The 24,780-nt window shown below is 68.3% G+C and carries 21 protein-coding genes; 9 read left to right on the forward strand and 12 right to left on the reverse strand.

The window, feature by feature from the left end; all coding sequences use genetic code 11:
- Positions 1 to 19 precede the first annotated feature (19 nt).
- Positions 20 to 784 (reverse strand): IclR family transcriptional regulator, encoded by a 765-nt coding sequence (locus ACFWN2_RS11225; RefSeq protein WP_382426690.1) that lies wholly within the window; start codon positions 782 to 784, stop codon positions 20 to 22.
- Between the two features lie 242 nt (positions 785 to 1,026).
- Between ACFWN2_RS11225 and ACFWN2_RS11230 the strand changes: the two genes are divergently transcribed.
- From ACFWN2_RS11230 to ACFWN2_RS11250, 5 genes are all read left to right on the forward strand, one after another.
- Positions 1,027 to 1,782: an MIP/aquaporin family protein gene (locus ACFWN2_RS11230; protein WP_382426691.1), complete on the forward strand. Its 756-nt coding sequence runs from the start codon at positions 1,027 to 1,029 to the stop codon at positions 1,780 to 1,782.
- Between the two features lie 28 nt (positions 1,783 to 1,810).
- Positions 1,811 to 3,328 (forward strand): glycerol kinase GlpK, encoded by a 1,518-nt coding sequence (gene glpK, locus ACFWN2_RS11235; RefSeq protein WP_382426693.1) that lies wholly within the window; start codon positions 1,811 to 1,813, stop codon positions 3,326 to 3,328.
- 24 nt (positions 3,329 to 3,352) lie between these two features.
- A complete protein-coding gene (locus ACFWN2_RS11240; protein ID WP_382426694.1) occupies positions 3,353 to 4,972 on the forward strand; it encodes a glycerol-3-phosphate dehydrogenase/oxidase in 1,620 nt (539 codons plus the stop codon).
- 7 nt (positions 4,973 to 4,979) lie between these two features.
- Positions 4,980 to 5,276, forward strand: coding sequence for a hypothetical protein (locus ACFWN2_RS11245; protein WP_382426695.1), 297 nt, complete (start codon positions 4,980 to 4,982; stop codon positions 5,274 to 5,276).
- Between the two features lie 104 nt (positions 5,277 to 5,380).
- Positions 5,381 to 6,313: a glycoside hydrolase family 6 protein gene (locus ACFWN2_RS11250; protein WP_382426697.1), complete on the forward strand. Its 933-nt coding sequence runs from the start codon at positions 5,381 to 5,383 to the stop codon at positions 6,311 to 6,313.
- Here the strand turns inward: ACFWN2_RS11250 and ACFWN2_RS11255 are convergent.
- The 3 genes from ACFWN2_RS11255 to ACFWN2_RS11265 form a co-directional block, all read right to left on the reverse strand.
- Complete coding sequence (locus tag ACFWN2_RS11255; protein ID WP_382426698.1) at positions 6,307 to 7,122, reverse strand: helix-turn-helix domain-containing protein; 816 nt, start codon at positions 7,120 to 7,122, stop codon at positions 6,307 to 6,309. The genes ACFWN2_RS11250 and ACFWN2_RS11255 overlap by 7 nt on opposite strands.
- Before the next feature lie 58 nt (positions 7,123 to 7,180).
- Positions 7,181 to 7,582, reverse strand: coding sequence for an SsgA family sporulation/cell division regulator (locus tag ACFWN2_RS11260; protein ID WP_382426699.1), 402 nt, complete (start codon positions 7,580 to 7,582; stop codon positions 7,181 to 7,183).
- Between the two features lie 317 nt (positions 7,583 to 7,899).
- Entirely contained in the window at positions 7,900 to 8,841 is a 942-nt protein-coding gene (locus tag ACFWN2_RS11265; RefSeq protein ID WP_382426701.1) for a pirin family protein, read from the reverse strand.
- 32 nt (positions 8,842 to 8,873) lie between these two features.
- Between ACFWN2_RS11265 and zapE the strand changes: the two genes are divergently transcribed.
- Complete coding sequence (gene zapE / locus ACFWN2_RS11270; protein WP_382426703.1) at positions 8,874 to 9,812, forward strand: cell division protein ZapE; 939 nt, start codon at positions 8,874 to 8,876, stop codon at positions 9,810 to 9,812.
- 61 nt (positions 9,813 to 9,873) lie between these two features.
- Positions 9,874 to 10,650: an ion transporter gene (locus ACFWN2_RS11275; protein ID WP_382427439.1), complete on the forward strand. Its 777-nt coding sequence runs from the start codon at positions 9,874 to 9,876 to the stop codon at positions 10,648 to 10,650.
- Between the two features lie 66 nt (positions 10,651 to 10,716).
- Here the strand turns inward: ACFWN2_RS11275 and ACFWN2_RS11280 are convergent, their stop codons facing one another.
- A complete protein-coding gene (locus ACFWN2_RS11280; protein ID WP_382426705.1) occupies positions 10,717 to 13,563 on the reverse strand; it encodes a nitrous oxide reductase family maturation protein NosD in 2,847 nt (948 codons plus the stop codon).
- Positions 13,564 to 14,031: 468 nt separating this feature from the next.
- Between ACFWN2_RS11280 and ACFWN2_RS11285 the strand changes: the two genes are divergently transcribed.
- Positions 14,032 to 14,886, forward strand: coding sequence for a geranyl diphosphate 2-C-methyltransferase (locus ACFWN2_RS11285; RefSeq protein ID WP_382426707.1), 855 nt, complete (start codon positions 14,032 to 14,034; stop codon positions 14,884 to 14,886).
- Positions 14,886 to 15,950 (forward strand): family 2 encapsulin nanocompartment cargo protein terpene cyclase, encoded by a 1,065-nt coding sequence (locus ACFWN2_RS11290; protein ID WP_382426708.1) that lies wholly within the window; start codon positions 14,886 to 14,888, stop codon positions 15,948 to 15,950. Before ACFWN2_RS11285 ends, ACFWN2_RS11290 begins: the two co-directional genes overlap by 1 nt.
- A 39-nt stretch (positions 15,951 to 15,989) precedes the next feature.
- Here ACFWN2_RS11290 and ACFWN2_RS11295 read toward each other — a convergent pair whose 3' ends face one another.
- Genes ACFWN2_RS11295 through ACFWN2_RS11325 form a run of 7 tightly spaced genes read right to left on the reverse strand, consistent with a single transcriptional unit; the run spans position 15,990 to position 24,730 of the window.
- Positions 15,990 to 18,284 carry an ATP-binding cassette domain-containing protein gene (locus tag ACFWN2_RS11295; protein ID WP_382426710.1) on the reverse strand — a complete coding sequence of 765 codons (2,295 nt, stop codon included), beginning with the start codon at positions 18,282 to 18,284 and terminating at the stop codon, positions 15,990 to 15,992.
- A 51-nt stretch (positions 18,285 to 18,335) separates the two neighbouring features.
- Complete coding sequence (locus tag ACFWN2_RS11300) at positions 18,336 to 19,220, reverse strand: alpha/beta hydrolase (protein WP_382426711.1); 885 nt, start codon at positions 19,218 to 19,220, stop codon at positions 18,336 to 18,338.
- On the reverse strand, positions 19,217 to 20,035 hold the full coding sequence (locus ACFWN2_RS11305) for a carbohydrate ABC transporter permease (RefSeq protein WP_382426712.1): 819 nt from the start codon (positions 20,033 to 20,035) through the stop codon (positions 19,217 to 19,219). The genes ACFWN2_RS11300 and ACFWN2_RS11305 overlap by 4 nt, the downstream gene beginning before the upstream one ends.
- Complete coding sequence (locus ACFWN2_RS11310) at positions 20,025 to 20,912, reverse strand: carbohydrate ABC transporter permease (protein WP_382426713.1); 888 nt, start codon at positions 20,910 to 20,912, stop codon at positions 20,025 to 20,027. Before ACFWN2_RS11310 ends, ACFWN2_RS11305 begins: the two co-directional genes overlap by 11 nt.
- Positions 20,909 to 22,102, reverse strand: coding sequence for an ABC transporter substrate-binding protein (locus ACFWN2_RS11315; RefSeq protein ID WP_382426714.1), 1,194 nt, complete (start codon positions 22,100 to 22,102; stop codon positions 20,909 to 20,911). Before ACFWN2_RS11315 ends, ACFWN2_RS11310 begins: the two co-directional genes overlap by 4 nt.
- Positions 22,103 to 22,118: 16 nt before the next feature.
- Complete coding sequence (locus ACFWN2_RS11320) at positions 22,119 to 23,714, reverse strand: FAD-dependent oxidoreductase (RefSeq protein ID WP_382426716.1); 1,596 nt, start codon at positions 23,712 to 23,714, stop codon at positions 22,119 to 22,121.
- 14 nt (positions 23,715 to 23,728) lie between these two features.
- The gene (locus ACFWN2_RS11325; RefSeq protein WP_382426717.1) at positions 23,729 to 24,730 is read right to left on the reverse strand and encodes a LacI family DNA-binding transcriptional regulator; all 1,002 of its coding nucleotides are present in this window, start codon (positions 24,728 to 24,730) and stop codon (positions 23,729 to 23,731) included.
- Positions 24,731 to 24,780: the final 50 nt, after the last annotated feature.

Consider the following 24,780-nt stretch of genomic DNA (forward strand, 5'->3'; position numbering starts at 1 on the left):
CCGTTGCACGGCGAGCCCCTCAGTTCTCGTCGACGAGTGACGTGGTGACCGCCTCGGCGGCCTGGACGACCTGACGCACCAGCGTCGCACGCGCACGGCCCGCGGAGTCGCACAGGCGGTCGGCGGCACCCGAGATGCCGATCGCGCCGACCACCAGCCCGCCGGGGATCCGGATCGGCGCGGCGATGCTGGCCTCGCCCGGCATGTACTCCTCGGCCTCACCCGCCCAGCCCTGCCCGCGCACCTCGGTCAGCACGCGCTCCAGCATCTGGGCGCGCGTGATCGTCCTGCGCGTCAACGACGTGAGCTCCCGCCGGCGTGCGGCCGCCGACAGGTCCGGGTCGTAGGCGAGCAGCACCTTGCCGAGCGCGGTGGCGTGCAACGGCAGCATCGCGCCGATGCCGAGGGTCTGTACGGAGTCGTCGGGCCGGAACACGTGGTGCACGACGAGCACGGCGCCGTCGTGGTGCATGCCGATGCGCACCTCCTGACCGCTCCGCGCGGCCAGGGTGTCGGCCCAGTTGATCGATCGAGAACGCAGTTCGTTGGCGTCGAGGTAGGACGTGCCGAGGTGCAGCAGCGCCGCGCCGAGGCGGTAGCGGCCCGTCGCCGGGTCCTGCTCGACGAACTCGACCCGTTGCAGCGTACGGAGAATCCCGTGCGCGGTGCCCCGCGCCAGACCGAGCGAGTCGGCGATCTCCGTGAGACCGTGGTGGCCGGAGCCGCGCGCCAGGAGCCGCAGCACGGCTGCGGCGCGTTCGATCGACTGGATGGGTCCCGGCACGCGACGAACGTAATTGAGACGACCCGTGTCGGCAATGTCGAACGGCTACGACGCCCATCACCCCTGGAAACACGCCTGAAACGCCTTGTCTGCGCGCAGCGTGACCGGTCGGTCACACGTTCGTGGGTGGCAGGTGTCGACATTGTCGAACAGCACCTGTTGAACAGGCGTTCAGACACTCATACGTTCCGCCTCAATCACCACGGGGTGATCAGCCGTTCAAGGACGAATGGGAGGCCAGCGTGGGTCTCGGGACTGTGTTCCTCAGCGAGGTGCTCGGTACGGGCATCTTGCTGTTGCTGGGTGCGGGCGTGGTGGCCAACGTGCTGCTCGCCAAGTCGAAGGGCTTCGACGGCGGTTGGCTGTTGATCAACTTCGGCTGGGGCCTCGGCGTCTTCGCCGGTGTCTACATCGCGTACAAGTCGGGTGCGCACCTCAACCCCGCTGTGACGGTCGGCATCCTCACCAGCGGCGCGGACGAGTTCGCCCCCGGAGTGCCGGTCAGCGTGGGCTCGACGCTCGTCTACTTCGCCGGCGAGATGCTCGGCGCGTTCCTCGGCGCCGTTCTCGCGTGGCTCGCGTACAAGCCGCACTTCGACGAGACGCCCGACGAGGGCCTCAAGCTCGCGGTCTTCTCCACCGGCCCGGCGATCCGCAGCTACACCTGGAACCTGGTGTGCGAGATCATCGGCACGTTCGTCCTGGTCTTCGTGGTCCTCGCCCTGGGCAAGACCCCGACCCAGCTCGGCCCGCTGGCCGTCGCCATGCTCGTCGTCGGCATCGGCGCGTCCCTCGGTGGTCCCACCGGCTACGCGATCAACCCGGCCCGCGACCTCGGTCCGCGCATCGCTCACGCGATTCTTCCGTTGTCCTACAAGGGAAATGACGGCGAGGCAATCGGCAAGAAGGACTCCGACTGGGGCTACTCCTGGGTGCCGGTCGCCGGCCCGATCATCGGTGGCGCGCTCGCCGGTGTGATCGCCTCGCTCGCGTTCTGACGCTGACCATCCGGAAAGGACTTCTTCGATGTCGCAGTACGTTCTCGCCGTCGACCAGGGCACGACCAGCACGCGGGCGATCATCTTCGACCACAGCGGCTCCATCGTCGCCGTGGGCCAGAAGGAGCACGAGCAGATCTTCCCGCGCGCCGGCTGGGTCGAGCACAACCCCGTGGAGATCTCGGAGAACACCCGCTTCGTGATCGGCCAGGCGCTCTCCACCGCCGACCTCAACACCGGCGACCTCGCCGCCGTCGGCATCACCAACCAGCGCGAGACCGCGGTGGTGTGGGACAAGAACACCGGCGAACCCGTCTACAACGCCATCGTCTGGCAGGACACCCGCACGCAGGCGATCGTCGAGGAGCTCGGCGCTCTCGGCGGCGGTGCCGAGCGGTACAAGGCGAAGGTCGGCCTGCCGCTGGCGACCTACTTCTCCGGCCCCAAGATCCGCTGGATCCTCGACAACGTCGAGGGCGCCCGTGAGCGCGCCGAGGCCGGCGACCTGCTGTTCGGCAACACCGACACGTGGACGCTGTGGAACCTCACCGGCGGCCCCAACGGCGGTGTGCACGCCACGGACGTCACCAACGCGTCGCGGACCATGCTGATGGACCTCGACACGCTGCAGTGGGACGCCGAGATCGCCGGTGAGATGGGCATCCCGGTGTCCATGCTGCCGGAGATCCGTTCTTCCTCCGAGGTCTACGGCACCGGCGGTCCCGGCGGCGTGCTGAAGGGCGTGCCGATCGCGGGCATCCTCGGCGACCAGCAGGCCGCGACGTTCGGCCAGGCCTGCTACGAGCCCGGCACCGCCAAGAACACCTACGGCACCGGCAACTTCATGCTGCTCAACACGGGCACGGAGAAGGTGGCGTCGAAGAACGGCCTGCTCACGACCGTCTGCTACAAGATCGGCGACGAGGCTCCCGTCTACGCGCTGGAAGGCTCCATCGCCGTCACCGGGTCGCTGGTGCAGTGGCTGCGCGACAACCTCGGCATCATCGGCTCGGCCGCGGAGATCGAGACGCTGGCCGCCTCGGTCGAGGACAACGGTGGCGCGTACTTCGTGCCCGCGTTCTCCGGCCTGTTCGCGCCGTACTGGCGTGCGGACGCCCGTGGCGCCGTGGTCGGCCTGACCCGGTTCGTGAACAAGGGCCACCTCGCCCGCGCCGTGCTGGAGGCGACGGCGTTCCAGACCCGCGAGGTGCTGGACGCGATGAACGCCGACTCCGGCGTGCCGCTGACCGAGCTGAAGGTCGACGGCGGCATGGTCGCCAACGAGCTGCTGATGCAGTTCCAGGCGGACGTGCTCGACGTTCCCGTCGTCCGCCCGGTCGTCGCCGAGACGACCGCTCTCGGTGCCGCGTACGCAGCCGGTCTGGCCGTCGGCTACTGGTCGTCGCTCGACGAGCTGCGCGCCAACTGGTCCGAGGACAAGCGCTGGACGCCGGAACTCGCGGCCGACGAGCGCGAGCGCGAGTACCGCAACTGGAAGAAGGCCGTCACCAAGTCGTTCGACTGGGTCGACGCCGACGTCCGCTAGGAATTCCTTTCTTAGGAGCTGAAGTTGTTCGCAAGGCTGGATCCGGCTCGGCGTGCCCGCTCACTGGAAGCGTTGGGCAGCACGGAGTTCGACGTTCTCGTCGTCGGAGGTGGTGTGGTCGGCGCGGGCGCTGCTCTCGACGCGGCGTCGCGCGGCCTCTCCGTCGCCCTGGTCGAGGCCGACGACTGGGCGGCGGGCACGTCGAGCCGGTCCAGCAAGCTCGTCCACGGCGGGCTGCGCTACCTGGAACAGCTGGAGTTCAAGCTGGTCCGGGAAGCGCTGAAGGAACGCGGGTTGCTGTTGCGCCGGCTCGCACCACACCTGGTGCGGCCGGTGCCGTTCCTCTTCCCGTTGAAGAAGCAGTGGGAACGCGCGTACGTCGGCGCGGGCGTCATGCTCTACGACTCGATCGGCGGCGCCGGGGCCGTGCCGATGCACCGGCACCTCTCCCGCCGCGGGATGGCGTCCGTCGGACCGTCCGTCGACGTCGACGCCTTCGCCGGCGCCATCCGCTACTACGACGCGCAGATGGACGACGCGCGGTTCGTGGCGACGCTCGTCCGCACCGCCGCCCAGCACGGCGCCACGGTGGTGTCCCGCGCGCGGGTGACCTCCTTGCTGCGCACGGACGGCCGCGTCTCCGGCGCCTCGGTGCGCGACGAGCTGTCCGGCGTGACGCACGTGGTGCGGGCGCGGCGGGTCATCAGCGCCACCGGTGTGTGGACCGACGCGCTGAACTCGATGTCGCCCGGCGAGCCGCCGTTCCACGTGCGGATGTCCAAGGGCGTGCACGTCCTGGTGGAGCGCTCGAAGATCGAGCTCGACGGTGGCCTGATCACGCAGACCGAGAAGTCGGTGCTGTTCGTGATCCCCTGGGGCGCCTACTGGATCATCGGCACCACCGACACGCCCTACTCCGACTCACCGGAGTCCGTCACGGCCACGACCGAGGACGTCGCGTACATCCTCGACCACGTGAACGCCGTGCTGCGGTCACCTCTGTCGGTGGACGACGTCGTCGGCACGTACGCGGGCCTGCGCCCACTGCTCGCCGGGGCGTCCAGCGACACGTCGAAGCTCTCCCGCGAGCACGCCGTCGCCGAGCCGGAGCCCGGCTTCTTCGTGATCGCGGGCGGCAAGTACACGACCTACCGCGTGATGGCCGCCGACGTCGTGAACGCGGCCGTCGCCGGCCTGGGCCGAGCGGTCGCACCCTCCCTGACCGCGCGCCTGCCGTTGTGCGGCGCAGTCGGTTTCCAAGAACTGTGGGCGGACCGGGCTCGCGTCGCTGCGGAGTCCGGCCTGCCCACGTCCACCGTCGAGCGCCTGCTGCGCCGCTACGGCTCCGCCGTCTCCGACGTGCTGGCACTCGTCGCCCAGGACCCCGACCTGGCCTCACCGGTGGCCGGTCACCTGGCGGCGGAGATCGTCTACGCGGTGACGCACGAGGGCGCGCTGGGCCTGGAGGACGTGCTGGCGCGGCGGACGCGCATCGCGATGGAGCATCTGGACCTCGGCGCATCGGTTGCGGGCCAGGTGGCTGATCTGATCGCCGGACCTCTGGGTTGGTCCTCCGAAGAGCGCGTTGCTGCGGTAGAGGCTTATAGGTCGGACACGGAGTTGGCGGCCCAGACGGGAACGTGACGGTGAGATGGACAGCGTGGAGCTGATCGAGAGGTTGCGGCGGGAAGGCGGCTTCCGGCTGCTCCCGTTGCTGGGGAACACCGGGCAGGTCGCAGGGGTGCACCTGACCCGGTTTCTCCCCGGCGGGCACCTCGACGTGATCCAGGCGTGGGACGAGCGGTGGGCCGTGTGGGCGCGCCTGCCCGACTCGCTGGACCCGGCGGCGCCGTTCGCCGGGCCTGGTGGGGGAGTGGTGAAGAGCGGGCCGTTCGGGCAGGTGGTCGCTCCGCTGCTGCCGCTGCAGGCCGGGCTGCTCGCACCCTGACAGCCCTGCGCCTTGGCGGCTCGCCGCGCTTTCGTTCCTGCCCTGGGCAGCCTCTTCGACGCGGACTTACCGCTCCTTAAGCGGCCCGCGCGAGTGTCCGAGCCATGATCAGAGCACTCGCGCTGGCCCTCCTGGCCGTCGTCGCCACCGCCCCGGCAGCGCACGCCGCCAGCCCACTCGGCCTGACCGACGGCTTCTACGTCGACCCCGACTCCAACCCCGCCGTGTGGGTGCGCGACCACGCGAACGACGGCCGCCAGCCCGCCATCAAGGCGAACATCTCGTCGAAGCCGATCGCCCACTGGTTCGGCGCCTGGAGCGGTGACGTCAAGACCGCCGTGTCGTCGTACGTCGGCAAGACCGGCACCAAGCTGCCCGTCCTGGTCGCCTACAACATCCCCGGCCGTGACGCGTGCGGTGGCCACTCGGGTGGTGGCGCCGGCACGCCCGCGGCGTACCGGACCTGGATCTCCTCCTTCGCGGCCGCCATCGGCACGCGCCCGGCCGTCGTGGTGATCGAGCCGGACTCGCTGGCGGACTTCAACTGCATGGACGGCGCCGCGATCGCCGAGCGCACGGCGATGATCAAGTACGCCACCGAGCAGTTCAAGGCCAAGGCGCCCAACACGTGGGCCTACCTCGACGCGGGCAACGCGCAGTGGGTGCCGGCCGCGGCCATGGCGACGCGCCTGGACTCGGCGGGCGTGCGGAACGTCCGCGGGTTCTCGATCAACGTGTCGAACTACCACACCACCGCTGCCTCGACGGCGTACGGCGACTCGGTCAGCGGCGCGCTTCCCGGCTACACCAAGCCGTACGTGATCGACACCAGCCGCAACGGCAACGGCCACAACGGCGAGTGGTGCAACCCCGGCGGCCGCAAGCTCGGCACGCCCGCGCGCACCGGTGGTGGCGCGGAGATGCTGTTGTGGGTCAAGGTTCCCGGCGACTCGGACGGCCGGTGCGGCAAGGCGCCGGGCGTGGACGCGGGCAAGTTCGACCCGCAACTCGCGTTCGACCTGGTGTACGGCTACTGAGTCCTGGCCAGCGCGCGCAGCGGTGTGGGCCCGCGGTACTCCGCGAGCTTGCGCCGCGACCGGGTCTCGTCCAGGGCGACCTCGTCGAGCAGGTCGAAGAGCCGCCGGCTCCGCTCGACCGCGGCCTCACCCTGGGCGAAGACCCTGGCCAGGTCGGACTCCCCGTAGACGAGCGGCGAGGCCTTGTCGAACTCGAACAGCGTGCACGTCGACTGGAACGCCGCGGTGCTCGCTTCCTCCGGCACGATCCGCACGATCGAGGAGTTCGCCAGCAGCCACACGAACTGCTCCTCCATGACCTCCGCGTCACCGAGCCGCATCCGCAGCGCCAGCTCGTGGAGGTAGAAGACGCACTTGGGGCCGCCGGGGCGACGCAGGACCGCCTGCCTGTCGAGGTCCTCGATCGGCTGTCCGGTCGCGGCCTGCACGGCGCGCGCGTACTTCGGCGTCTGCAGGAGGCTGTTCACGGTGAGGACGTCGTACGCCATGATGCTGGTGGCCATGCCCTCCGTCATCGCGAGCGTGCGGAGGTTGTCCGGGTCCAGCGCGAGGTACGCGTCGAACGCGTTGTGGTAGCGGCGGAGGAAGGCCTCGAAGAAGTCGATGTCCTTGCCGCACGCGGTGAGGTACTGCACGAGGTCGATCTCGGTGCCGCGGATCTTGCCGTGCTCGAGGTTGGACACCTTGCTCGGGTCCCAGCCGAGCAGCTGCGCCATCGCGCGGCCCCTCAGACCGGTGAACCTCTGCCGGAGCCGGCGCAGCTCGTCGCCCAGATCCCTGCTGTACGCGGTGGAAGTCGTCACTGTCACGACACCGAACGTATGGGTTGGAACGACTCCAAGGTACGCGCTCGTTCGGGTGAACCGCTCAGTCGAGCAGCTTGCGCAGCTCCGCGTCGAAGTCGACGTAGTCGTTCTCGCAGCCGGGGGAGACCACGTCGTAGGTGGAGTTCAGGAACTCCTGCAGCTCGGACGACTGCACGTGGAACACCGCGTGCGACACGTCGGAACGCAGCTCGAGCACCGCCGTCGTGGAGTTGTGGGGCCGCAGCGTCACGTCGCCGGCACCGCTGGTGGTGATCAACCCGTCGGCGAGCAGATCGCGGCTGACGAGCCACACGGTCTCCTGGCGTCCCATGCGGAACGTCATGGTCACCGCGTGCGGGTCGTCGGCGCGGTAGCCGAGCTCGACGTCGACGGGCAGGGGGCGCCCGGAAGGCGCGATGAAGGCGAATGTCGAGTCGGCGCCCACTCGTGTCACGTTCCTCATGCCCCCTTAGACGTCCGGCAACCGCCGTGGATGCCTCGATCAGGAAAAGCGATCGGAACGTGATTTTCAATGGTCCCGAAGTATGACTTTTGACATCGAGGTGCGGTCACCAGGTGAGACGATCTAGTGCACCTGTTCTGACCTGGCTGTTCGCGTTGTTTAGGCTGGTCGGGTTCAGTCATCTGTGGATGGAATCACGATGTGAGACGGTGGGCGGCGACCGAATCCTGGGACCGTGGGATGACCTCACCTTAAATTCGACTTAAGGAATGCGGCGCTTTCTGTAGCTATTTCGGCACGGAAAGTGAGGTCCGGCGTCAGGCCGGGTTGCCGCGCGGCCGCAACCGCCCACCCGGCAGCCCCGGCGCCGGCAACCGGTCACCGCCGTACCCCTCCACCCGCCCGAACCGGTCGCCCTCCGCCTGCCACTCCTCCCGGAACGCCGCGATCTCGTCGTGCGTGCGCCCGACGAAGTTCCACCACATGACGATCTCCTCGCCGAACGGCTCGCCGCCCAGCAGCACGACCCGCGCGCCCGCGACAGAAGACAGCGTCAACGTCGACCGCCCCGGCCCGACGTACCCGAGCGCGCCGGGGGAGAGGACGGTCTCGGCCACGGACACGTCGCCCGTGTCGAGCAGGACGCCGTGCTCGAACGACGGCGACACGTCCAAGGTCAGAACAGCACCGGCGGGCAGCACGATCTCCGCGCCGAGCAACGGCGTGAAGGTCTCGACCGGCGACGTCGACCCCGCCAGCGAGCCGAGGAACACGCGCACGGCGCAGCCGTCGGCGGTGACGGTCGGCGGGACGTGGTGCTGGAAGTCGCGCGGCGCGTCGCGGTGGGCGTTGGGCAGGGCCAGCCAGAGTTGGACGCCGTGCAAGACCGAAGAGGCCGCCGTGGAGACCTCGGAGTGGCAGATGCCGCTGCCGCCGGTCATCAGGTTCAGCTCGCCGGGGCGGACGTACGCGTGGACGCCGTGGCTGTCGCGGTGCTCGATCTCGCCCGTGAAGAGCCAGCTGACGGTCTGCAGGCCCGTGTGGGGGTGTGGGGCCACGTCCATGCTGACGTCGTCGGGGCCGTAGTGGTCGCAGAAGCACCAAGCGCCGATGAGGGAGCGCTCTTTTTGCGGCAGCGTTCGGCGCACTGACATCGCCCGCGGGCCGCCCAACGGGACGTCGCGCGGGGTCAGGACTTCCACGCCGCCGGGGGTGGAGGTGCACGTCACTTCTGCGGGCTCGGCCTCGACATTGCTCACGAGGTCGATCGTAAGCTGGCGCGGGGGTAACAGTGGATCTTCAAGAGCACGTGTCCGGCCGGGGGTATCTGCTCGACGACGCCCAGCTCGCGGCCATCGCCAGGCTTGAAGAGCTTGCTCGCCGAAGAAGGGGCGTCTACCTGCACGGACCTGTCGGCCGGGGGAAGAGCTTCCTGGCGGACGCGCTGTTCGACGTGCTGCCGGAGCCCAAGAAGCGGGTGCACTTCCACGCCTTCTTCCAGGAGCTGCACGGGAAGATCTCCGAACGGCTGCACGAGCGCGGGGCCGTCGCGAAAGCCGTGAAGGAACTGGTCGGGCGGGCGAAGGTGCTGGCGTTCGACGAGCTGCACGTGCACGACGTCGGTGACGCCATGCTGATGACGCGGCTCTTGGAGGTGCTCCAAGAGCGCAACGTCATGATCATCGCGACCTCCAACTACCCGCCGGACGGACTGCTTCCCAACCCGCTCCACCACGACCACTTCCTGCCCGGCATCGCACTGGTCAAGCGGCTCATGGAGACCGTCCAACTCGACGGCCCCACCGACTACCGGCACCTGCGCGGCGCGCCCAGGTCGCGGTTCGAGACCGGCGAGATCACCACGCGCACCGCACTGCCGGCCACACCCGTCACGCTCGACGTCAACGGCCGCGCGATCACCGCGCTGGGCACCGAGAACACCAGGGTCTGGTTCGACTTCGGCGACCTGTGCGAGAAACCGACCTCGACGCAGGACTACCTGGTCGTCGCCGACCGCTTCGACGACTGGGTCATCACGAACGTTCCACAGCTCAAAACGAAGGACCGCGAGGCCCAGCAGAGGTTCGCCAACGTCGTGGACGTGGTGGTGGACAAGGACGTCCGGCTGACACTGGTGAGTGACCACCCGCTCGCGGAGATCATCGGCGGCGAGGCGCTTGACCTCGCTCGCACCGCCAGCCGGCTGGAGCTGATCAACACGACCGGGTGAACAGTTGGGCCGCCTCCATCGCCGATAGGTAGCACAACCCCTGTCGTAGGAGCAGCAAGTGATGATGGTGCGCGCCCGCGTCGGCGAGCTCGTGGAGAGCAACCGGTTCCAGATGTTCATCGTCGGCGTGATCGTGATCAACGCGATCACGCTGGGAGCCGAGACGTCGACCGTCCTGCACGCGAAGTTCGGGCCGGTGCTCACGACGATCGACCACCTGGCACTGGCGATCTTCACCGTGGAACTGGCGGCCCGGCTGTACGCGTTCGGTTGGAGGTTCTTCAAGGACCCGTGGAACGTCTTCGACTTCGTGATCGTCGCCATCGCGCTGATCCCGACCGCCGGGCCGCTGTCGGTGCTGCGCAGCCTCAGGATCCTGCGGGCGCTGCGGCTCGTCGCGATGGTGCCGAGCATGCGCAGGGTCGTCACGGCGCTCGTCAGGTCCATTCCGGGCCTGGTGTCGCTGTCCGGCCTGCTGGTGCTGCTCGTCTACGTCGGCGGTGTGATCGCGAGCAACCTGTTCGGCGACACGGGCGATCCGCGCTTCACCGGCCTGGGCCCGACGCTGCTGACGCTGTTCCAGATCACCACGGGCGACGGCTGGTCGGACGTCATGCGCGACCTCATGGAGCAGAAGCCGTTCGCGTGGATCTTCTTCCTGATCTACCTGATGGTCGGGTCGTTCACGATGCTCAACCTGTTCATCGCGGTCGTGTGCAGCGCGATGCAGGAGGAGATCACGCTGCCCGCGCCGCGTTCCGCGGGCCACGACGACCTGCTGTTGCAGGAAGTCCGGGCGCTCAGGGAAGAAGTGCGGGCGATCCGGCAGAACGCGTGACAAAGCCAGGGGTCCCGACCGGCGACGCCGCCGTACACCGATCGGGACCCCTGCAACCCCCGCCTTCTACGGGGTGACCGGGATGTTCGACACGCCCTTCTTCGCACGGCTCACCGTGTTCGAGGCGTGCACGACGTTCGGGTCGGCCTTGCACTTCGACGTGGACGACACGTAGACCGCGTACTCACCCACGTTGCCGAGGTCGGACCTGTTGCCGCGCCACACGTTCCCGCAGCCGTTGGCGAACGACGGCGAGGTGCTCGGGTTGTGGGTCTCGTAGCCGTTCTTGAACGTGCCGGGCGAGGCGAAGGTGCCGGTGTTGTTCTCGATCCGGTAGCCGAAGCCCTTCACGTCGACCCACGAGTCGGCGGAGTTCGCGCCGGAGATCCCGGTGCCGTTGAACGTGTTGCCGCTGATCAGGCCGCCCTGCGTGCCTTCCTTGACGTCGATGTGCTCCGCCGAGACGCCAGGGCCGATCCTGTTGCCCAGCACCTGCACGCGGTCCGACCTGTCGACGCCGCCGGAGTTGCCGTGGCACTTCCAGTTGGAGTTCGCGGAGCCGATGTAGACGCCCTCGCCGTAGTCCTTCGTCACGACGCCGGCGTCGGTGATCGTCGAGTTCCTGATCACGCCGTCCGCGGACGAACGCCGGAAGTGCACGCCCTCCTCGTCGGTCTTGCGCACGGTCACACCGTCGATCGTCGCGTGGTGGGAGTTGTCGAGGATGATGCCCTTCTTCGACTCCGCGACCGTGATGCCCTTGATGGTCCAGTACGGCGCGTTGTACAGCCACAGGCCGTAACCCGAGTCCCAGCCCGCGGTCGGCACCGGGCAGGTGGGAGCGGTGCCGGACGGGCCGTCGTTGACCAGCACGGCCGACGAGGGACCGGTCAGCGTGATCGGGTTGCTCGCCGTGCCGGCCTTCTGCGTGACGAACGAACCGCGGTACGTGCCGGGCGCCAGCGTGATCACGTCGCCGGGCTTCGCGTTCGCCAGCGCGGCCTTCAGCTCCTCGGCCGTGGACATCGAGGCACTCGCGACCGCGACGTTCGCCGGGATGTTCTTGAGGAACAACGACTTCGCGGAGTCGGTCTTGGAAGCGTCGACGCCGTGGCCGCCGGTGTAGTCGCGTTGTTCGTTCTTCGCCCAGTCCGCGATGGCCGTGCCGCCGACGTCGAGGTGCTTGTACGCGCTGCCGTTCCAGCCGAACTGGTAGATCCGCGACCTCTCGCTGTAGAACGGGTCGTACGCGCCACCGTTCGACAGCTGCTTCGTCATGCCGTTGTTGAAGAACACGTTGCGCGGCCCGGAGGCACCCGACCACTTCACGGCCTTCTTGCCCGCGCCCCACCAGATCGGGAACCAGTTCGAGTCGTCGGGACCGCCGCCGCCCTCCTCGCCGCAGTTCGCGCGGCAGTTGCCGGAGCGGTGGGCGTACGGGACGCGAACCGCGTTGTTCTCGAACAAGTTGTTGCGTTCCCATCCGCCGTGCAGGTTCAGGTCGGAGTCGAAGTCGTTGCCGATCACGACGTTGCCCGACGCGGACCACTGGAACGTGAAGTGCCGCAGGTTGCGGGAGGTGTTGCCGGCGTAGAGCGAGTCCCACACCCGCGAACCGCGGAAGTAGCCGTTGCCGCCCTTGCCCTTGTTCCACGAACCGTCGAGGTGGTTGTCGACGATCTGCAGGTTCTTGGCCTCCTCGGTGACGATCGGGTGCGAACCCGTCATCTCCGCACGGACGCCACGCACCCAGGAGTTGGCCGCCCACTTGAACACGATGCCGTGCATCTCGTCCGCAGGCGCCATGTTGCCGTAGTTGTTGACGGCCTCGGCGGGGTTGAGGTTCGGCATCGCCTGCGTGAAGCCGAAGTTCTCGAACCCGACGCCGAGGACCGGGTCCACCAGCGGCGACACCTTGGAGTCGTAGGTCGCGCCGTCGATCGCCGGTGAACCGTCCGAGGTGGAGTTGACCGGGACGTCGAACTCCAGCGGCTTGTCGAGCGTGACGGTCGTGCCCGACACCGACGCGACGGTGAAGATCTGCTGCCGCATGTGCATGTTCAGCATCGGGTACGGCGTGCCCGTGGCGAACTGCTGCTCGTAGAACTTGACCGAGTTCGCGGCGCGGACGTTGACGAACATGCCGGGCTTGATCGTGCTCGCGGACGCGACCTTGATCGCGCGGTCACCGGCCTTCGCGGCGGCGCTCACCTTCGCGCCCGCCTTCCAGTGCACGTTCACGGTGCCCTCGAAGATGTCCTTGCGGTTCTCCGGTGCCCGCGAGTGGTCGCTCGTGTAGCTGGAGTGCACCCCGCGCGACTGGACGCGGAACAGGCCGCGGCCCGGCCACAGCCAGCCGCCCTTGCCCTGCCCGAACGTCATCCCGTCCTCGTCCCAGTCCGAACCGTCCGGCGTGAGCGCGTCGTACCGGGTGTTCGCGTCGGGCGTGTAGACGACCTTGGTCGCGGTCGCGCCGGCGCCCCTGATGATCAGGTAGTCGGCGTCGGCGTGCAGCTCCTTCGACACCTTGAGCTCGCCGGCGGGCAGGGTGATGAGGCTGAGCTTCGTGTAGCTCGCGCTCGGCGAGCACTGCGTCTTGATGGAGTCGATCGCGGCCTGGAGCCCCGCCGTGTCGTCGCCCGCGTCATTCGGGCGGACGTTGAACTGGGAGGCGAGTTCCGCCGCCGTGATCTGACAGGTGGCGCTCGGATTGACCTCGTTGTTGCCCGGCAGAACGCCATTGCCGCGATATCCGGCTTTCGACCAGTCGTACAGGCCGGAAACAGGTGCGCGGCGGTTCGCCGACGAGACGTCCAGGCCTGTCAGTGCAGGTGCGGCGGCCGCTGTGGTGACAGGAACGGTCAGCGAACCTATTAGGAGCAGGGCGAGCAGTGATGGAGAGGTTTTCGTCATCGACAACCCTCGATCGGCAGGGCGGGGCCATTTCTTTCTAGCTGATGGTTTAGATGTGTGTCAAACATTCACATTCTTGAAATAGGTAATTCTGCAATGCTTTTCAATGACGGCTGCGGTTCGGCCGGACGGGCCTGCGGGGCAGCTCACGGACCTGAATCGTGCGAGTCGCCCGTGGCGGTCGCGGCCCGGAGTGCCGTCATGAGGTCCCGCGGGCCGTGTTCCGGAATTTCTCCCAGGTGGCGTGGAATTTCGGGCGGTCTCGTCATCCGGTCGGGCGTGGAGAACCCCCGAAAGTGGGGATACCAGACGGCTTGCACGGGTTAAGAGGCCCACTGTGAGGAAGCGTTCGTCCTACCCGTTCGTGGCCGAACCAAGCCTGAACGGCGGATCGCCGGATGGGCCATCGGCTGCAAAGGTCATTTCCTGTTCGGCAGTGAGCGTCAACGAACAGGAGCCACTCAGGTCATGGCGAGCCCCACTGTGAAGCCGGTTCTGCGCACCGACTACCAGCGTTCCGTCGCGGACTACTGGAACAAGGAGAAGGACCCGGTCAACATCAAGCTCGGTGAGGTGGACGGGCTCTACCACCACCACTACGGGCTGGGCCAGTACGACCCGGCGGTGCTGGAGGCACCGGCCGCCGTGCGCGACCAGGCGATGATCGCCGAGATGCACCGCCTGGAGACGGCGCAGGCCGAGGTGCTCCTCGACGCGTTCGGGAACCTGCCCGCCAACCCGCACCTGATGGACGGCGGCTCCGGCCGCGGCGGCACGAGCTTCATGGCCAACGCCCGCTTCGGAGCCCGCATCGACGGCGTCAGCATCTCCGAGGAGCAGGTGGCGTTCGCCAACAACCAGGCGGTCGAACGCGGTGTCGCCGACCAGGTCCGGTTCCACTTCAAGAACATGCTCGACACCGGCTTCGAGACCGGCTCGCTCAACGGCATCTGGACCAACGAGACCACGATGTACGTGGACCTCCAGCAGCTGTACGGCGAGTTCGCGCGGCTCATCGCGCCCGGTGGCCGGTACGTCTGCATCACCGGCTGCTCCAACGACCTGACGGGCATGCGGTCGCGCGCCGTCAGCCAGATCGACCAGCACTACATCTGCAACATCCACCCGCGCAGCTACTACTTCCGCGCGTTGGCGGACAACGGTTTCGTGCCGATCAGCGTCGTCGACCTGACGCCGGACACCATCCCGTACTGGGAGCTGCGCGCCCAGTCGTCCGTCGCGACCGGCGTCGAGGACCCGTTCCTGACGGCCTACAAGGAAGGCTCGTTCCACTACCTGCTGATCGTCGCGGACAGGATCTGATGAGGGATCTCCTCACCGGGCCGTCCGGGCTGGGCACATCCGCTGCCCGGCTCGGGCGGCCCGAGGCCGTTGAGCTACCTCCAGAGCCGGGCTACGCCGAACGTCCGTGGGGTGACGGCAGCGCGCCGCCGCTGTACGTGCCGGTGCTCGAACGCGAGGACGCCCTGCTCGCCGCCGCCGTGGACGAACGTCTCGTCGCGTGGGCGGACGAGTGCGGGTTCGAGGAGCCGGAACGGTTCCTGGGCGGCATGTTCGGCCGGCTCGCGGTGCTGACCCACGTCGACACCGACGACGTCGACCAGCTGCTGATCGCGGCCAGGCTCAACGCGGCCTGGTGGGCCGCCGACGACTTGTACGCGGACGACACCGAGATGGGAGCGATCCCGGCCGAACTGCCCCCGCGCCTGGCGCTGGCCATGGCCGCGATGGACCCGGTCGCGCCCGCCGCCGAGTTCACGGCGGACCTGGAGGAGCGGATCGCGTCCGACCCGGTGCTCGTGGGCCTCAGATCGGGCATCGCGCACCTCACGTCGCGCAGCACGGCGCCTGTCGTGCAACGGGTCTGCTACTCGACGTTCGCGATGTTCGTGTCGTGGAGCGCGTACGCGGCCTGGCGGCACACCGGCAACTACCCGCCCGCGTGGCAGTACCTCGCGACCAGGCAGCACGACACCTTCTACACGTCGATGACGCTCATCGACGCCGTCGGAGGCTACGAACTGCCGGCGCCGCTGTACTACGACCCGCGCGTGCGGCAGCTGCTGACGGCAGCGGGAACGGCGTCGGTGATCGTGAACGACCTGGTGTCCGTGGAGAAGGACGCCGCCGATGAGAAACCGGTCTGCAACATGGTGTTGCAGGTCGCGGCCGACCGGGAGTGCTCGATCGCCGAGGCCACCGCGCGGACCGTGGAGCTGCACAACCAGCTGGTGCGGGACTTCGAGGCGGGGCACAAGGCGTTGCTGGCGGTGCCTTCGGTGGAGCTGCACCGGTTCCTGAAGGGGACGAAGGCCTGGATGGGTGGTGGCTTCGAATGGCACACCACCCACCCGCGATACAAATGATCAGCTGTGGGGAACGCGGCCACGGCCGCGTTCCCTGCCTCAGTCCTTCACGTACGTCTTCAGGTGCTGCGCGGTCAGCGTGTCGCTCGACGCGATCAGGTCGTGCGGCGTGCCCGTGAACACCACCTTGCCGCCGTCCGACCCGGCGCCGGGGCCCATGTCGATGATCCAGTCGGCGTGGGCCATCACGGCCTGGTGGTGCTCGATGACGACGACGGTGTTCCCGTTGTCCACCAACCGGTCCAGCAGCCCGAGGAGCTGGTCGACGTCCGCGAGGTGCAGGCCCGTGGTCGGCTCGTCGAGCACGTAGACCGAGCCCTTGTCGGTCATGTTGATCGCGAGCTTGAGCCGCTGGCGCTCACCGCCGGACAGCGTGTTCAGGGGCTGTCCGAGCCCGAGGTAGCCGAGACCGACGTCGACGAGCCTGCCCAGGATCGCGCGCGTCGGGCCATCGGTGAAGAACTCCGCGGCCTCGGCGATGGGCATGGCGAGCACCTCGGCGATGTTCTTGCCGTTGAGCTTGTATCCCAGCACCTTCGGCGTGTAGCGCTTGCCGTCGCACTCCTCGCAGACCGTCGCGACGCCGGCCATCATGGCCAGGTCGGTGTAGATCAGGCCGATGCCCTTGCAGTTCGGGCAGGCGCCGTCGGAGTTCGCGCTGAACAGCGAGTCCTTGACGTTGTTGGCCTTGGCGAACGACTTGCGGATCGAGTCGAGCATGCCGGTGTAGGTGGCGGGGTTCGAGCGCTTCGAGCCGCGGATGGGGGACTGGTCGACCTTGACGACCTCGGGCAGCGACCCCAGAGAACCGTGGATCAGCGACGACTTGCCGGAGCCGGCGACACCCGTGACGACGGTGAGCACGCCGAGCGGCACGTCCACGCTGACGTTCTTGAGGTTGTGCAGCTTGGCGCCCTTGACGCTGATCTTGCCCTTGGGCGAACGGACCTGGTCGCGCAGGCCCACCTTGTGGTCGAGGTGGTCGCCGGTGAGCGTGCCGGACTTGCGCAGGCCCGCCAGGTCACCGGTGTAGCAGAGCTCGCCGCCGTTGACGCCCGCGCCGGGCCCGAGGTCGACGACGTGGTCGGCGATCGCGATGGCCTCCGGCTTGTGCTCGACGACGAGCACGGTGTTGCCCTTGTCCCGCAACATGAGCAGCAGGTTGTTCATGCGCTCGATGTCGTGCGGGTGCAGGCCGGTGGTGGGCTCGTCGAACACGTAGGTGACGTCGGAGAGCGCGGAACCCAGGTGCCGCACCATCTTCACGCGCTGCGCCTCGCCACCCGACAACGTGCCGGACTCGCGGTCGAGGCTGAGGTAGCCGAGGCCGATCTCGACGAGCGAGTCGAGGGTGCCGAGCAGGTTCGACAGCAGCGGCGCGACCTCGGAGTTCGTGACCTTGCGCAGGAACTCGGCCAGGTCGCTGATCTGCATCGAGCACAGCTGGGCGATGTTCTTGCCCTTGATCTTGCAGTCGAGCGCGGCCTTGTTGAGCCTGGTGCCCTCGCAGGAGTTGCAGGTCGTGAACGTCATCGCGCGGTCCATCCACGCCCGCACGTGCGGCTGGACGGTGTCGCGCTCCTTGCCCGCGTAGATCCGCTGGAACTTGACGAGCAGGCCCTCGTACTTGAAGTTGAACTTGTCCCGCTTGAGCATCTCCGCCGGAGCGTGGAGGAAGGTCTCCCACTCCTTCTTGGTGAAGTTCTTGAGCTTCTTGTCCATGTCGAAGAACTCCGACATGTTGTAGGTCTGCCAGTACTGCGAGCGAGGGTGGAAGTTCGGGATCGTGATGGCGCCCTCGTTGAGGGACTTCTCGACGTCGTACATCTCGTTCATGTCGAGGCCGCGGGCGCTGCCCATTCCCTCGCACTCGGGGCACATGCCCTCGGTCGAGTTGAAGCTGAACGCCGCCGACGTGCCGATGTGCGGCTTGCCGAGACGGCTGAACACGATCCGCAGCATCGTGTACGCGTCGGTCGCGGTGCCGACGGTCGACCGCGAGTTCGACCCCATCCGCTCCTGGTCGACGATGATGGCGGCGCTGAGGTTGCGCAACTCGTCGACGTCCGGCCGGCCCAGGTTCGGCATCATGGCCTGCAGGAACGCGGTGTAGGTCTCGTTGATGAGCCGCTGCGACTCGGCGGCGATGGTGCCGAACACGAGTGACGACTTCCCGGAGCCGGACACACCGGTGAACACGGTGAGGCGGCGCTTGGGGATGTCCAGCGAGACGTTTCGCAGGTTGTTCTCCCGCGCCCCGCGCACCTCGATCACGTCGTGGCTGTCGGCGGCGAACGTGTCAGGTCCTGGTTGTGCTTTGCGATCACGGCCCATCGCACGAGGATCCCGCGCGCTGATCGAATGACGCTTGAGCCGCGATAGGGCCTAACGCAGTACTCGACGCAGCCATTCGATTCGCGCCGACCTGGCACGCCGCGACAGCACGGCGTCCGGAACGAGCTGGTCGAACCCGTGACAGCCGCCGGGCCAGACGTGCAGTTCGGCATCTCCGCCGGCCTGCCAGATCCGGGACGCGTACTCGACGGCCTCGTCGCGGAACACGTCCACCGAGCCGACGTCCACGTAGGTGGGAGGCAGGCCGGACAGGTCAGCAACGCGAGCCGGAGCGGCGTACGGGGACACGTCCGGACCGCCGCGTTCGTCCCCGAGCAGCGCCGTCCAGCCGGTGAGGTTCGACGACCGCACCCAGGTCGTGCCGCTGAGGAACTGGTGGCTGGACGGCGTCTCGCACCGGTCGTCGAGCATCGGGCACATCAGCAGCTGTCCGCGCACGGACGGTCCACCGAGGTCGCGGGCCATCAGCGTCACCGCCGCCGCCAGCCCGCCACCCGCGGACGTGCCCGCGACGACCGGTGAGCCGAAGATCCGTCGCACCCACTCCAGGGCCCGGTAGCAGTCCTGCACCGGTACCGGGTGCGGGTGCTCGGGCGCCAGCCGGTACTCGGGGGAGACCAGCGTGACGCCCAACTCGGACACCCACTCGGCCAGCAAGTGCAGGTCGGAGCGCCGGGTGCCCGCGACCATCCCGCCGCCGTGCACGTGCAGCACGGGCGGACCCGAAGTGCCGACCGGACGCAGCACGAGCACCGGCACCCCGTCCGCGTCCTCCTCGGCGAACGTCACCGTGCCGCCACGAGTCAGTTCGGCGTCGGTGACGACCCGCCCCGCAGCGCGCCTGGCCGGGATCCCGGACGCGGTCAGCGGTGGCCTGGAGAGGTCCACCGCCGCCGCGATCTCGGGATCGGTCACCCCTTCACACCCGTGTGCGCCAGGCCCTCGATGAACTGCCGTTGCGCCACCACGAACACGATGAGGATCGGCACGGCCGTCATGGTCGCGGCCGCCAGCTGGACGTTCCACATCGGACCGCCGTAGATGTCGACGAACTGGGTCAACGCCTGCGGCAGCGTGAACATGTCCGGAGTGGACAGGTACACGATCGGCTCCAGGTAGAGGTTCCACGAGTGCAGGAACGTGAAGATCGCGACCGCGCCCAACGCAGGCCGGGAGAGCGGCAGGGCGATCCGGTAGAAGATGCCCGCACGTCCCAGACCGTCCATCCGCGCGGCCTCCTCCAGCTCCGGCGGCAACGCGATGAAGAACTGGCGCATGATGAAGATCGCCAGCACACAGGGCGCCCCGAAGATCGGCACGATGATCAACGGCCAGTGCGTGTTCGTCAGCCCCATCGACTGGAACATCTGGAACAACGGCACGATCGTGACCTCGCTCGGGATGAGCAGGCCGGTCAGCACCACCACGAACAGCACGTTCTGGCCGGGGAAGCGGATGCGCGCGAACGCGTAGCCGGCGAGCGCCGCGACGGCCATCGTGCCGATCGTGACGACCACCGCGATGTAGAGGCTGTTCCAGTACTGCTGCCCGAACGGCTGCATCTTGAACACCGTCTCGTACGTGGAGAACGTCCACTCGGACGGCAGCAGCGACTCGGAGAAGATCTCGCTGATCGGCTTCATCGACGAGGTGACCATCCACCACGTCGGGAACACGAACGGCACGCACAGCAGGCACAACAGGCCGTACAGCCAGACCTTACGACTCATGGAGCACCCACTTCCGGCGCATCCGCCACTGCAGCAACGTCAGCGCGGCGACGATGACGAACAGCAGCACCGAGATCGTCGCGCCGTAGCCGAAGTGGTGGAACTGGAACGCCTGCTGGTACAGGTAGTAGATCAACACGGTCGTGGACGTGCCCGGACCGCCCTGGGTGAGCACGGCGATCTGCGCGAACACCTGCAGCGAGCCGACGATCGTGATGATCGACGTGAGCAGGATCGTCGGGCTGATCAACGGGATCGTGATCCGCCGGAACCGGGTCCACGCGCCCGCGCCGTCGATCTTCGCCGCCTCGTACAGCGGTGCCGGAACCCCTTGCAGCGCCGCGAGGAACAGCACCATGTTCAGCCCGACGTTCTTGATCACCTGCACGACGATCACCGACACCATCGCGGTCGTCTCGCCGCGCAGCCAGTTCGGGCCGTCGACGCCGAACACACCGAGCAACCCGTTCACGCTGCCTTCGGGTTGCAGCATGAGCTGCCACACCAGCGTCCACGCCACCAGCGACACCAGCACGGGGGAGAAGAACAGCGTGCGGAACAACGTGGTGCCGCGCAGCTTCTGGTTGAGCAGCACGGCGAGCAGCAGCGCCAGCGACAGGTTCAGCACCACCAGCCCGGCGGCGAACCAGGCCGTGGCGACGAGCGAGTCGCGCAGCTTCTCGTCGCTGAGCAGCTGCTTGTAGTTCTCGCCGCCGATGAACTCGAACGTGCCGCCGAGCACGTTCCACTCGTTGAGGCTGTACCAGCCCACCATCGCGAGAGGGATCAGCACGAACGCGAGGCTGCCGAGCAGAGCAGGCGCGACGAACAGGTACCCGACCAGGTTGTCGCGCCTGCGATACGTCCAGAACGTCACGAGCGCTCCAGCAACGGCTTGATCTTCGCGCACACGCCGTCGAGCACCTGCGAGACGTTCGCGTCGGGCTTCCACAACGGGTCGAGCGCCGCGCGGATGGTCTGGTTCAGCTCCTCCTGGCCCTGGTGGCTCGGCTTCACCACGCCCTTGCTGATGCCGTCGATCACGACCGACTGCAGCTGCTCCGGCTTGATCAGCGGGTTGCTCTTGGCCAGCGTGTCGGCGTTGAGCAGCGACTGCCGGACCGGCGGGAAGAACTGGGCGAGCTTCGCGGAGTTGGCCGCGTTGGTGAAGAAGCCCAGGAAGTCCGCGGCGGCCTCGGCGTTCTTCGAGCGCTTCAGCACACCGACGCCGGCCTGGCCGATCACCGCGTAGTCACCCTTGGGGCCCTTGGGCAGCGGCAGCAGCGTCCAGCCGAACTTGGCGTCCTTCAACGCACCCGCCCGCGAGATCTGGCTGACGGCCATGGCCGCGTCACCCGCGAAGAAGTCGACCGTCGTGCCGGGGCCGGGAATCGCCTTGTCCGTGAAGATCGCCTTGTGGACGAACGTCATGGCGTCCTTCATCTCCGCGCTCGCGAAGCCGCACTGCTTGCCGTCCTCGCTCCACGCGTTGGCGCCCCAGCCGCGCCAGATCGCCGACAGCACGGCCCAGTTCTGGTACTTGAAGTCCGGCAGCACGAGGTTCTTGCCCGCCGACGCCGCCACGGCCTGCTCCCAGGTCGTGGGCAGGTCCTTCACCAGGTCGGTGTTGACGAACAGCCCGAACGGCGAGGTGGAGAACGGGTAGGCGTACAGCTCGCCGTCCTTCTCCCACAGCTTGGTCGCGGACGGCACGAGCTCGTCGGCCTTCTCGACCTTGGCCTTGATCGGGGCGAGAGCGCCGGACGACACGAAGTCCGGCGCCGACTCCTCCAGGATCCACGCCAGGTCGGGCGCGTTGCCGCCGGCGATCTGGGTGGTGAGCGTGGTGGTGTAGCCGTCGGCCGGGATCGAGTCGAACTTGATCTCGGTGACGTCCGGGTGCGAGGCCTTGTACTCGGACGCGATCTCGTTGAGCAGCTTGAGATGCGCCTCGTTCGCGGTCCACACCGTCATGCGCAGCGTCTTGGGACCGGACTGGGCGGACGAGCCCGAACACGCCGTGAGGGCGATGAGAGCTGTGCAGATCAACGCTAGAAGCCTGGACATCGTTGTCTCCATGGGCCTAGTAACCGGACACGTCCGGCCAGCGGAGCTCGACCCCGTCGCGGTCCAGCCGGTGCTGGAAGTCCGCGAGCAGGGCGGGGGTGTTGCGCACCGCGCGAGGGGTGACTCGGTGCGCCAGGCAGAAGTCCGCGAGCGCGCCCGCGACCTCGCCGACGTTCCACTCGACCGGGTGCAGCCGGTGGGAACCGTTGGTGATGTGGGTGGTGCCGATGTTCTTGCCCGCGGGGAGCAGGTTCTCGACGCGCTGGGGGATGAGCGCGCCGAGCGGGATCTCGAACGGGCAGCTCGCGACGTCGAGGTAGTTGTCGCCGCCGGTCGAGGGGTGCAGGTCGATGCGGTACATGCCGACACCCACGGCGTCGGCGTGCTGCACGGCGCCCTTGTCGCCGCGCACGGCGAGCGAGAGGTCCTGCTCGACGATCGTGTACTCGGTCCGCATCCGCCGTGACTCGCGGATGTACGGCGCCTGGGCCAGCCCGTCCGCGCTGCCGGTGACGTCACCGCGCAGTCGCAGTCCGGGAAAGCCCGTGCCGCCGTCCACGCGTGGTGCCTCGGTCTGCAACCAGTACAGGACCGACTTCGACAGCTCCCTTGCCGCAGCGATGTGCTTCTCGACGTCAGGGACGTCGATCACCGGCGACTCGAAGTAGTCGATCATCGGCCAGTTGACCAGGCAGATGTCGCTCTCGTAGGCGCCCTCGACGAAGTTGCGGCGGGCGGCGATGCGGCGGAACGTCCAGAGGTTGCTGTCGCCCGCGCTCAGCCGCTGGTCGGACAGGACGCTCAACGGGTCGTCGTCCGGGTTCGGGGTGAAGGTGCGTTCGGCGATGGAGAGCGTGCGCGGGTCGGGGGAGCGGAACGACAGCATCCGGTCGCCCCAGTAGTCCGGCTGGTAGTTCCGCCAGAAGTCGTAGCGCGCTGGCTTGTCGACGGTGTGGTCGCCGTCGACGTGGTCGATCGCGAAGCACACCGACATCGCCTGCATGTTCGCCGGTTGGGCCACCTCGGGCGCACTGGGCTCACCTGTGTCCAGTGTGGACTCGAAGCCGGTCACGTACTCGGCGCCGGACAACGGGAGCAACTCACCGGTCTCGGTCGCGTCGAGGACGTACGGCGCGGCCAGTTCGACCTCGGACCCGTTGTGCTCGACCGTCACCGACACGATCCGGTCGCCGTCGGTGCGCGCCGAGACGGGCCTGGCCGGTTGCAGGACCGTGAGTTTTCCGCTGCCGCGGTAGGGCGCGAGCATCTCGTCGATCACAGCCACGGCGACGCGGGGCTCGTGGCAGAGGCGGCTGACGTTGCCGGCGCCGGGGTTGAGCTCGCGCCACGCCCGCGCCCGCGGGGTGAGCGGGTAGTTGCGGCGGTAGTAGTCGCGGATGCCCTCGCGCAACGCCCGGTAGCTGGCGGTGACGCCGAAGCGCTCGACCCAGCTGTGCTCGTCCGGCGGCACGGCCTGGCTGGTGAGCTGCCCGCCAAGCCACTCGAACTCCTCGGTGAGCACGACCCGCCGACCGGCGCGCAGCAGGGCGAGCGCCGCGGCGACTCCGCCGAGCCCGCCGCCCACCACGACGACATCTGTGTTGTGCGACAACAGGTTCCTCCAGATCAACGGCGGGGCGCGCCCAGGGTGGTGCCTTCGACGAACTCGCAGGCGAGCAGCTCCCGCGGGGTGGTGCCGTGTTCCAGCACCTCGGTCAGCGCCTGCACCGCCCGCCGCCCCATCTCGCGGCGGGGGATGCGGAAACCGGTGAGCGCCACGTCGTCCGGCGCCGGCCGGGTCGCCGCGCCGAGCATCAGCACGGACAGGTCGCCGGGGACCGACAGGCCGCGCTCGCGGGCGGCGAGCACGAGCGCGGCACCGTCGGAGACCTCCTCGGCGAGCACGGCCGTGACGCCCGCGTCCATCAGCCGGTCGAGCTCGGCGAACGGCACGTGCGTTCCTGCGACTCCTTGTGCCGCAACCGCTTGCTTGAAGCCGCGCAACCTGTCGGCCGACGACTCGGCGCCCGTCCCGGCGCCTGCGTAGGCGAGCTTGCGGTGGCCCAGTGCGACCGCGCGGTCCACCAGGTTCCGCACCGCCGAGACGTAGTCGGCGCCGACGTGCGGCACCGGTCCGCCCGCGTCGTCGCGCCGGCCGATCGAGACGAACGGGATGCCCTCGCTGATGAGCTGGGCCAGGTCGTCGCGGTCGATGGAACGACCGAGCAGCAGGCAGCCGTCCGCCAGCCGGATCCTGCTGTCGTCGCTGAAGATCCGCCGCTTGCCACCCGCGGCCTTGGCGCTGGTGAACAGCAACAGGTCGCAGCCCACCTCCTCGGCCTGCTCCTCGATGCCTTCGAGGAACGGCTGGTAGAAGTCGGCGCGCGTGCTCGGGAAGACGGCCTCGTAGGTGAAGACGCCGAGGATGCGGTTGCGCTGGTCGTGCAGCCTGCGGGCGATCGGGTTCGCGACGTAGCCCGTCCTGCGGATGACCTCCAGCACCCGCGCACGGGTGTCCGGCGCGATCCGCACGCCGCCGTCGGTCCGGTTGTTGAGCACCAGCGACACCGTGGCCTGGCTGACGCCCGCCATCCTGGCGATGTCCTGCTGGGTGAGCCTCTTGGCCATGACCACCTGCCAATTCGAATTGGCACGGAGTCTGCGTCAGCACCCGCATC

The sequence above is a fragment of the Lentzea sp. NPDC058436 genome, from assembly GCF_042721515.1.
In the GTDB taxonomy this organism is placed as follows: domain Bacteria; phylum Actinomycetota; class Actinomycetes; order Mycobacteriales; family Pseudonocardiaceae; genus Lentzea.

Bases quoted from the DNA above. Each gene is read 5' to 3' on its own strand.
- ACFWN2_RS11245 (WP_382426695.1), top strand. From the start codon at position 4,980: ATGGACAGCGTGGAGCTGATCGAGAGGTTGCGGCGGGAAGGCGGCTTC.
- ACFWN2_RS11275 (WP_382427439.1), top strand. From the start codon at position 9,874: ATGATGGTGCGCGCCCGCGTCGGCGAGCTCGTGGAGAGCAACCGGTTC.
- ACFWN2_RS11305 (WP_382426712.1), bottom strand. From the start codon at position 20,035: ATGAGTCGTAAGGTCTGGCTGTACGGCCTGTTGTGCCTGCTGTGCGTG.
- ACFWN2_RS11290 (WP_382426708.1), top strand. From the start codon at position 14,886: ATGAGGGATCTCCTCACCGGGCCGTCCGGGCTGGGCACATCCGCTGCC.
- glpK (WP_382426693.1), top strand. From the start codon at position 1,811: ATGTCGCAGTACGTTCTCGCCGTCGACCAGGGCACGACCAGCACGCGG.
- ACFWN2_RS11280 (WP_382426705.1), bottom strand. From the start codon at position 13,563: ATGACGAAAACCTCTCCATCACTGCTCGCCCTGCTCCTAATAGGTTCG.
- ACFWN2_RS11315 (WP_382426714.1), bottom strand. From the start codon at position 22,102: ATGTCCAGGCTTCTAGCGTTGATCTGCACAGCTCTCATCGCCCTCACG.
- ACFWN2_RS11260 (WP_382426699.1), bottom strand. From the start codon at position 7,582: ATGAGGAACGTGACACGAGTGGGCGCCGACTCGACATTCGCCTTCATC.
- ACFWN2_RS11295 (WP_382426710.1), bottom strand. From the start codon at position 18,284: ATGGGCCGTGATCGCAAAGCACAACCAGGACCTGACACGTTCGCCGCC.
- ACFWN2_RS11285 (WP_382426707.1), top strand. From the start codon at position 14,032: ATGGCGAGCCCCACTGTGAAGCCGGTTCTGCGCACCGACTACCAGCGT.
- ACFWN2_RS11250 (WP_382426697.1), top strand. From the start codon at position 5,381: ATGATCAGAGCACTCGCGCTGGCCCTCCTGGCCGTCGTCGCCACCGCC.
- ACFWN2_RS11325 (WP_382426717.1), bottom strand. From the start codon at position 24,730: ATGGCCAAGAGGCTCACCCAGCAGGACATCGCCAGGATGGCGGGCGTC.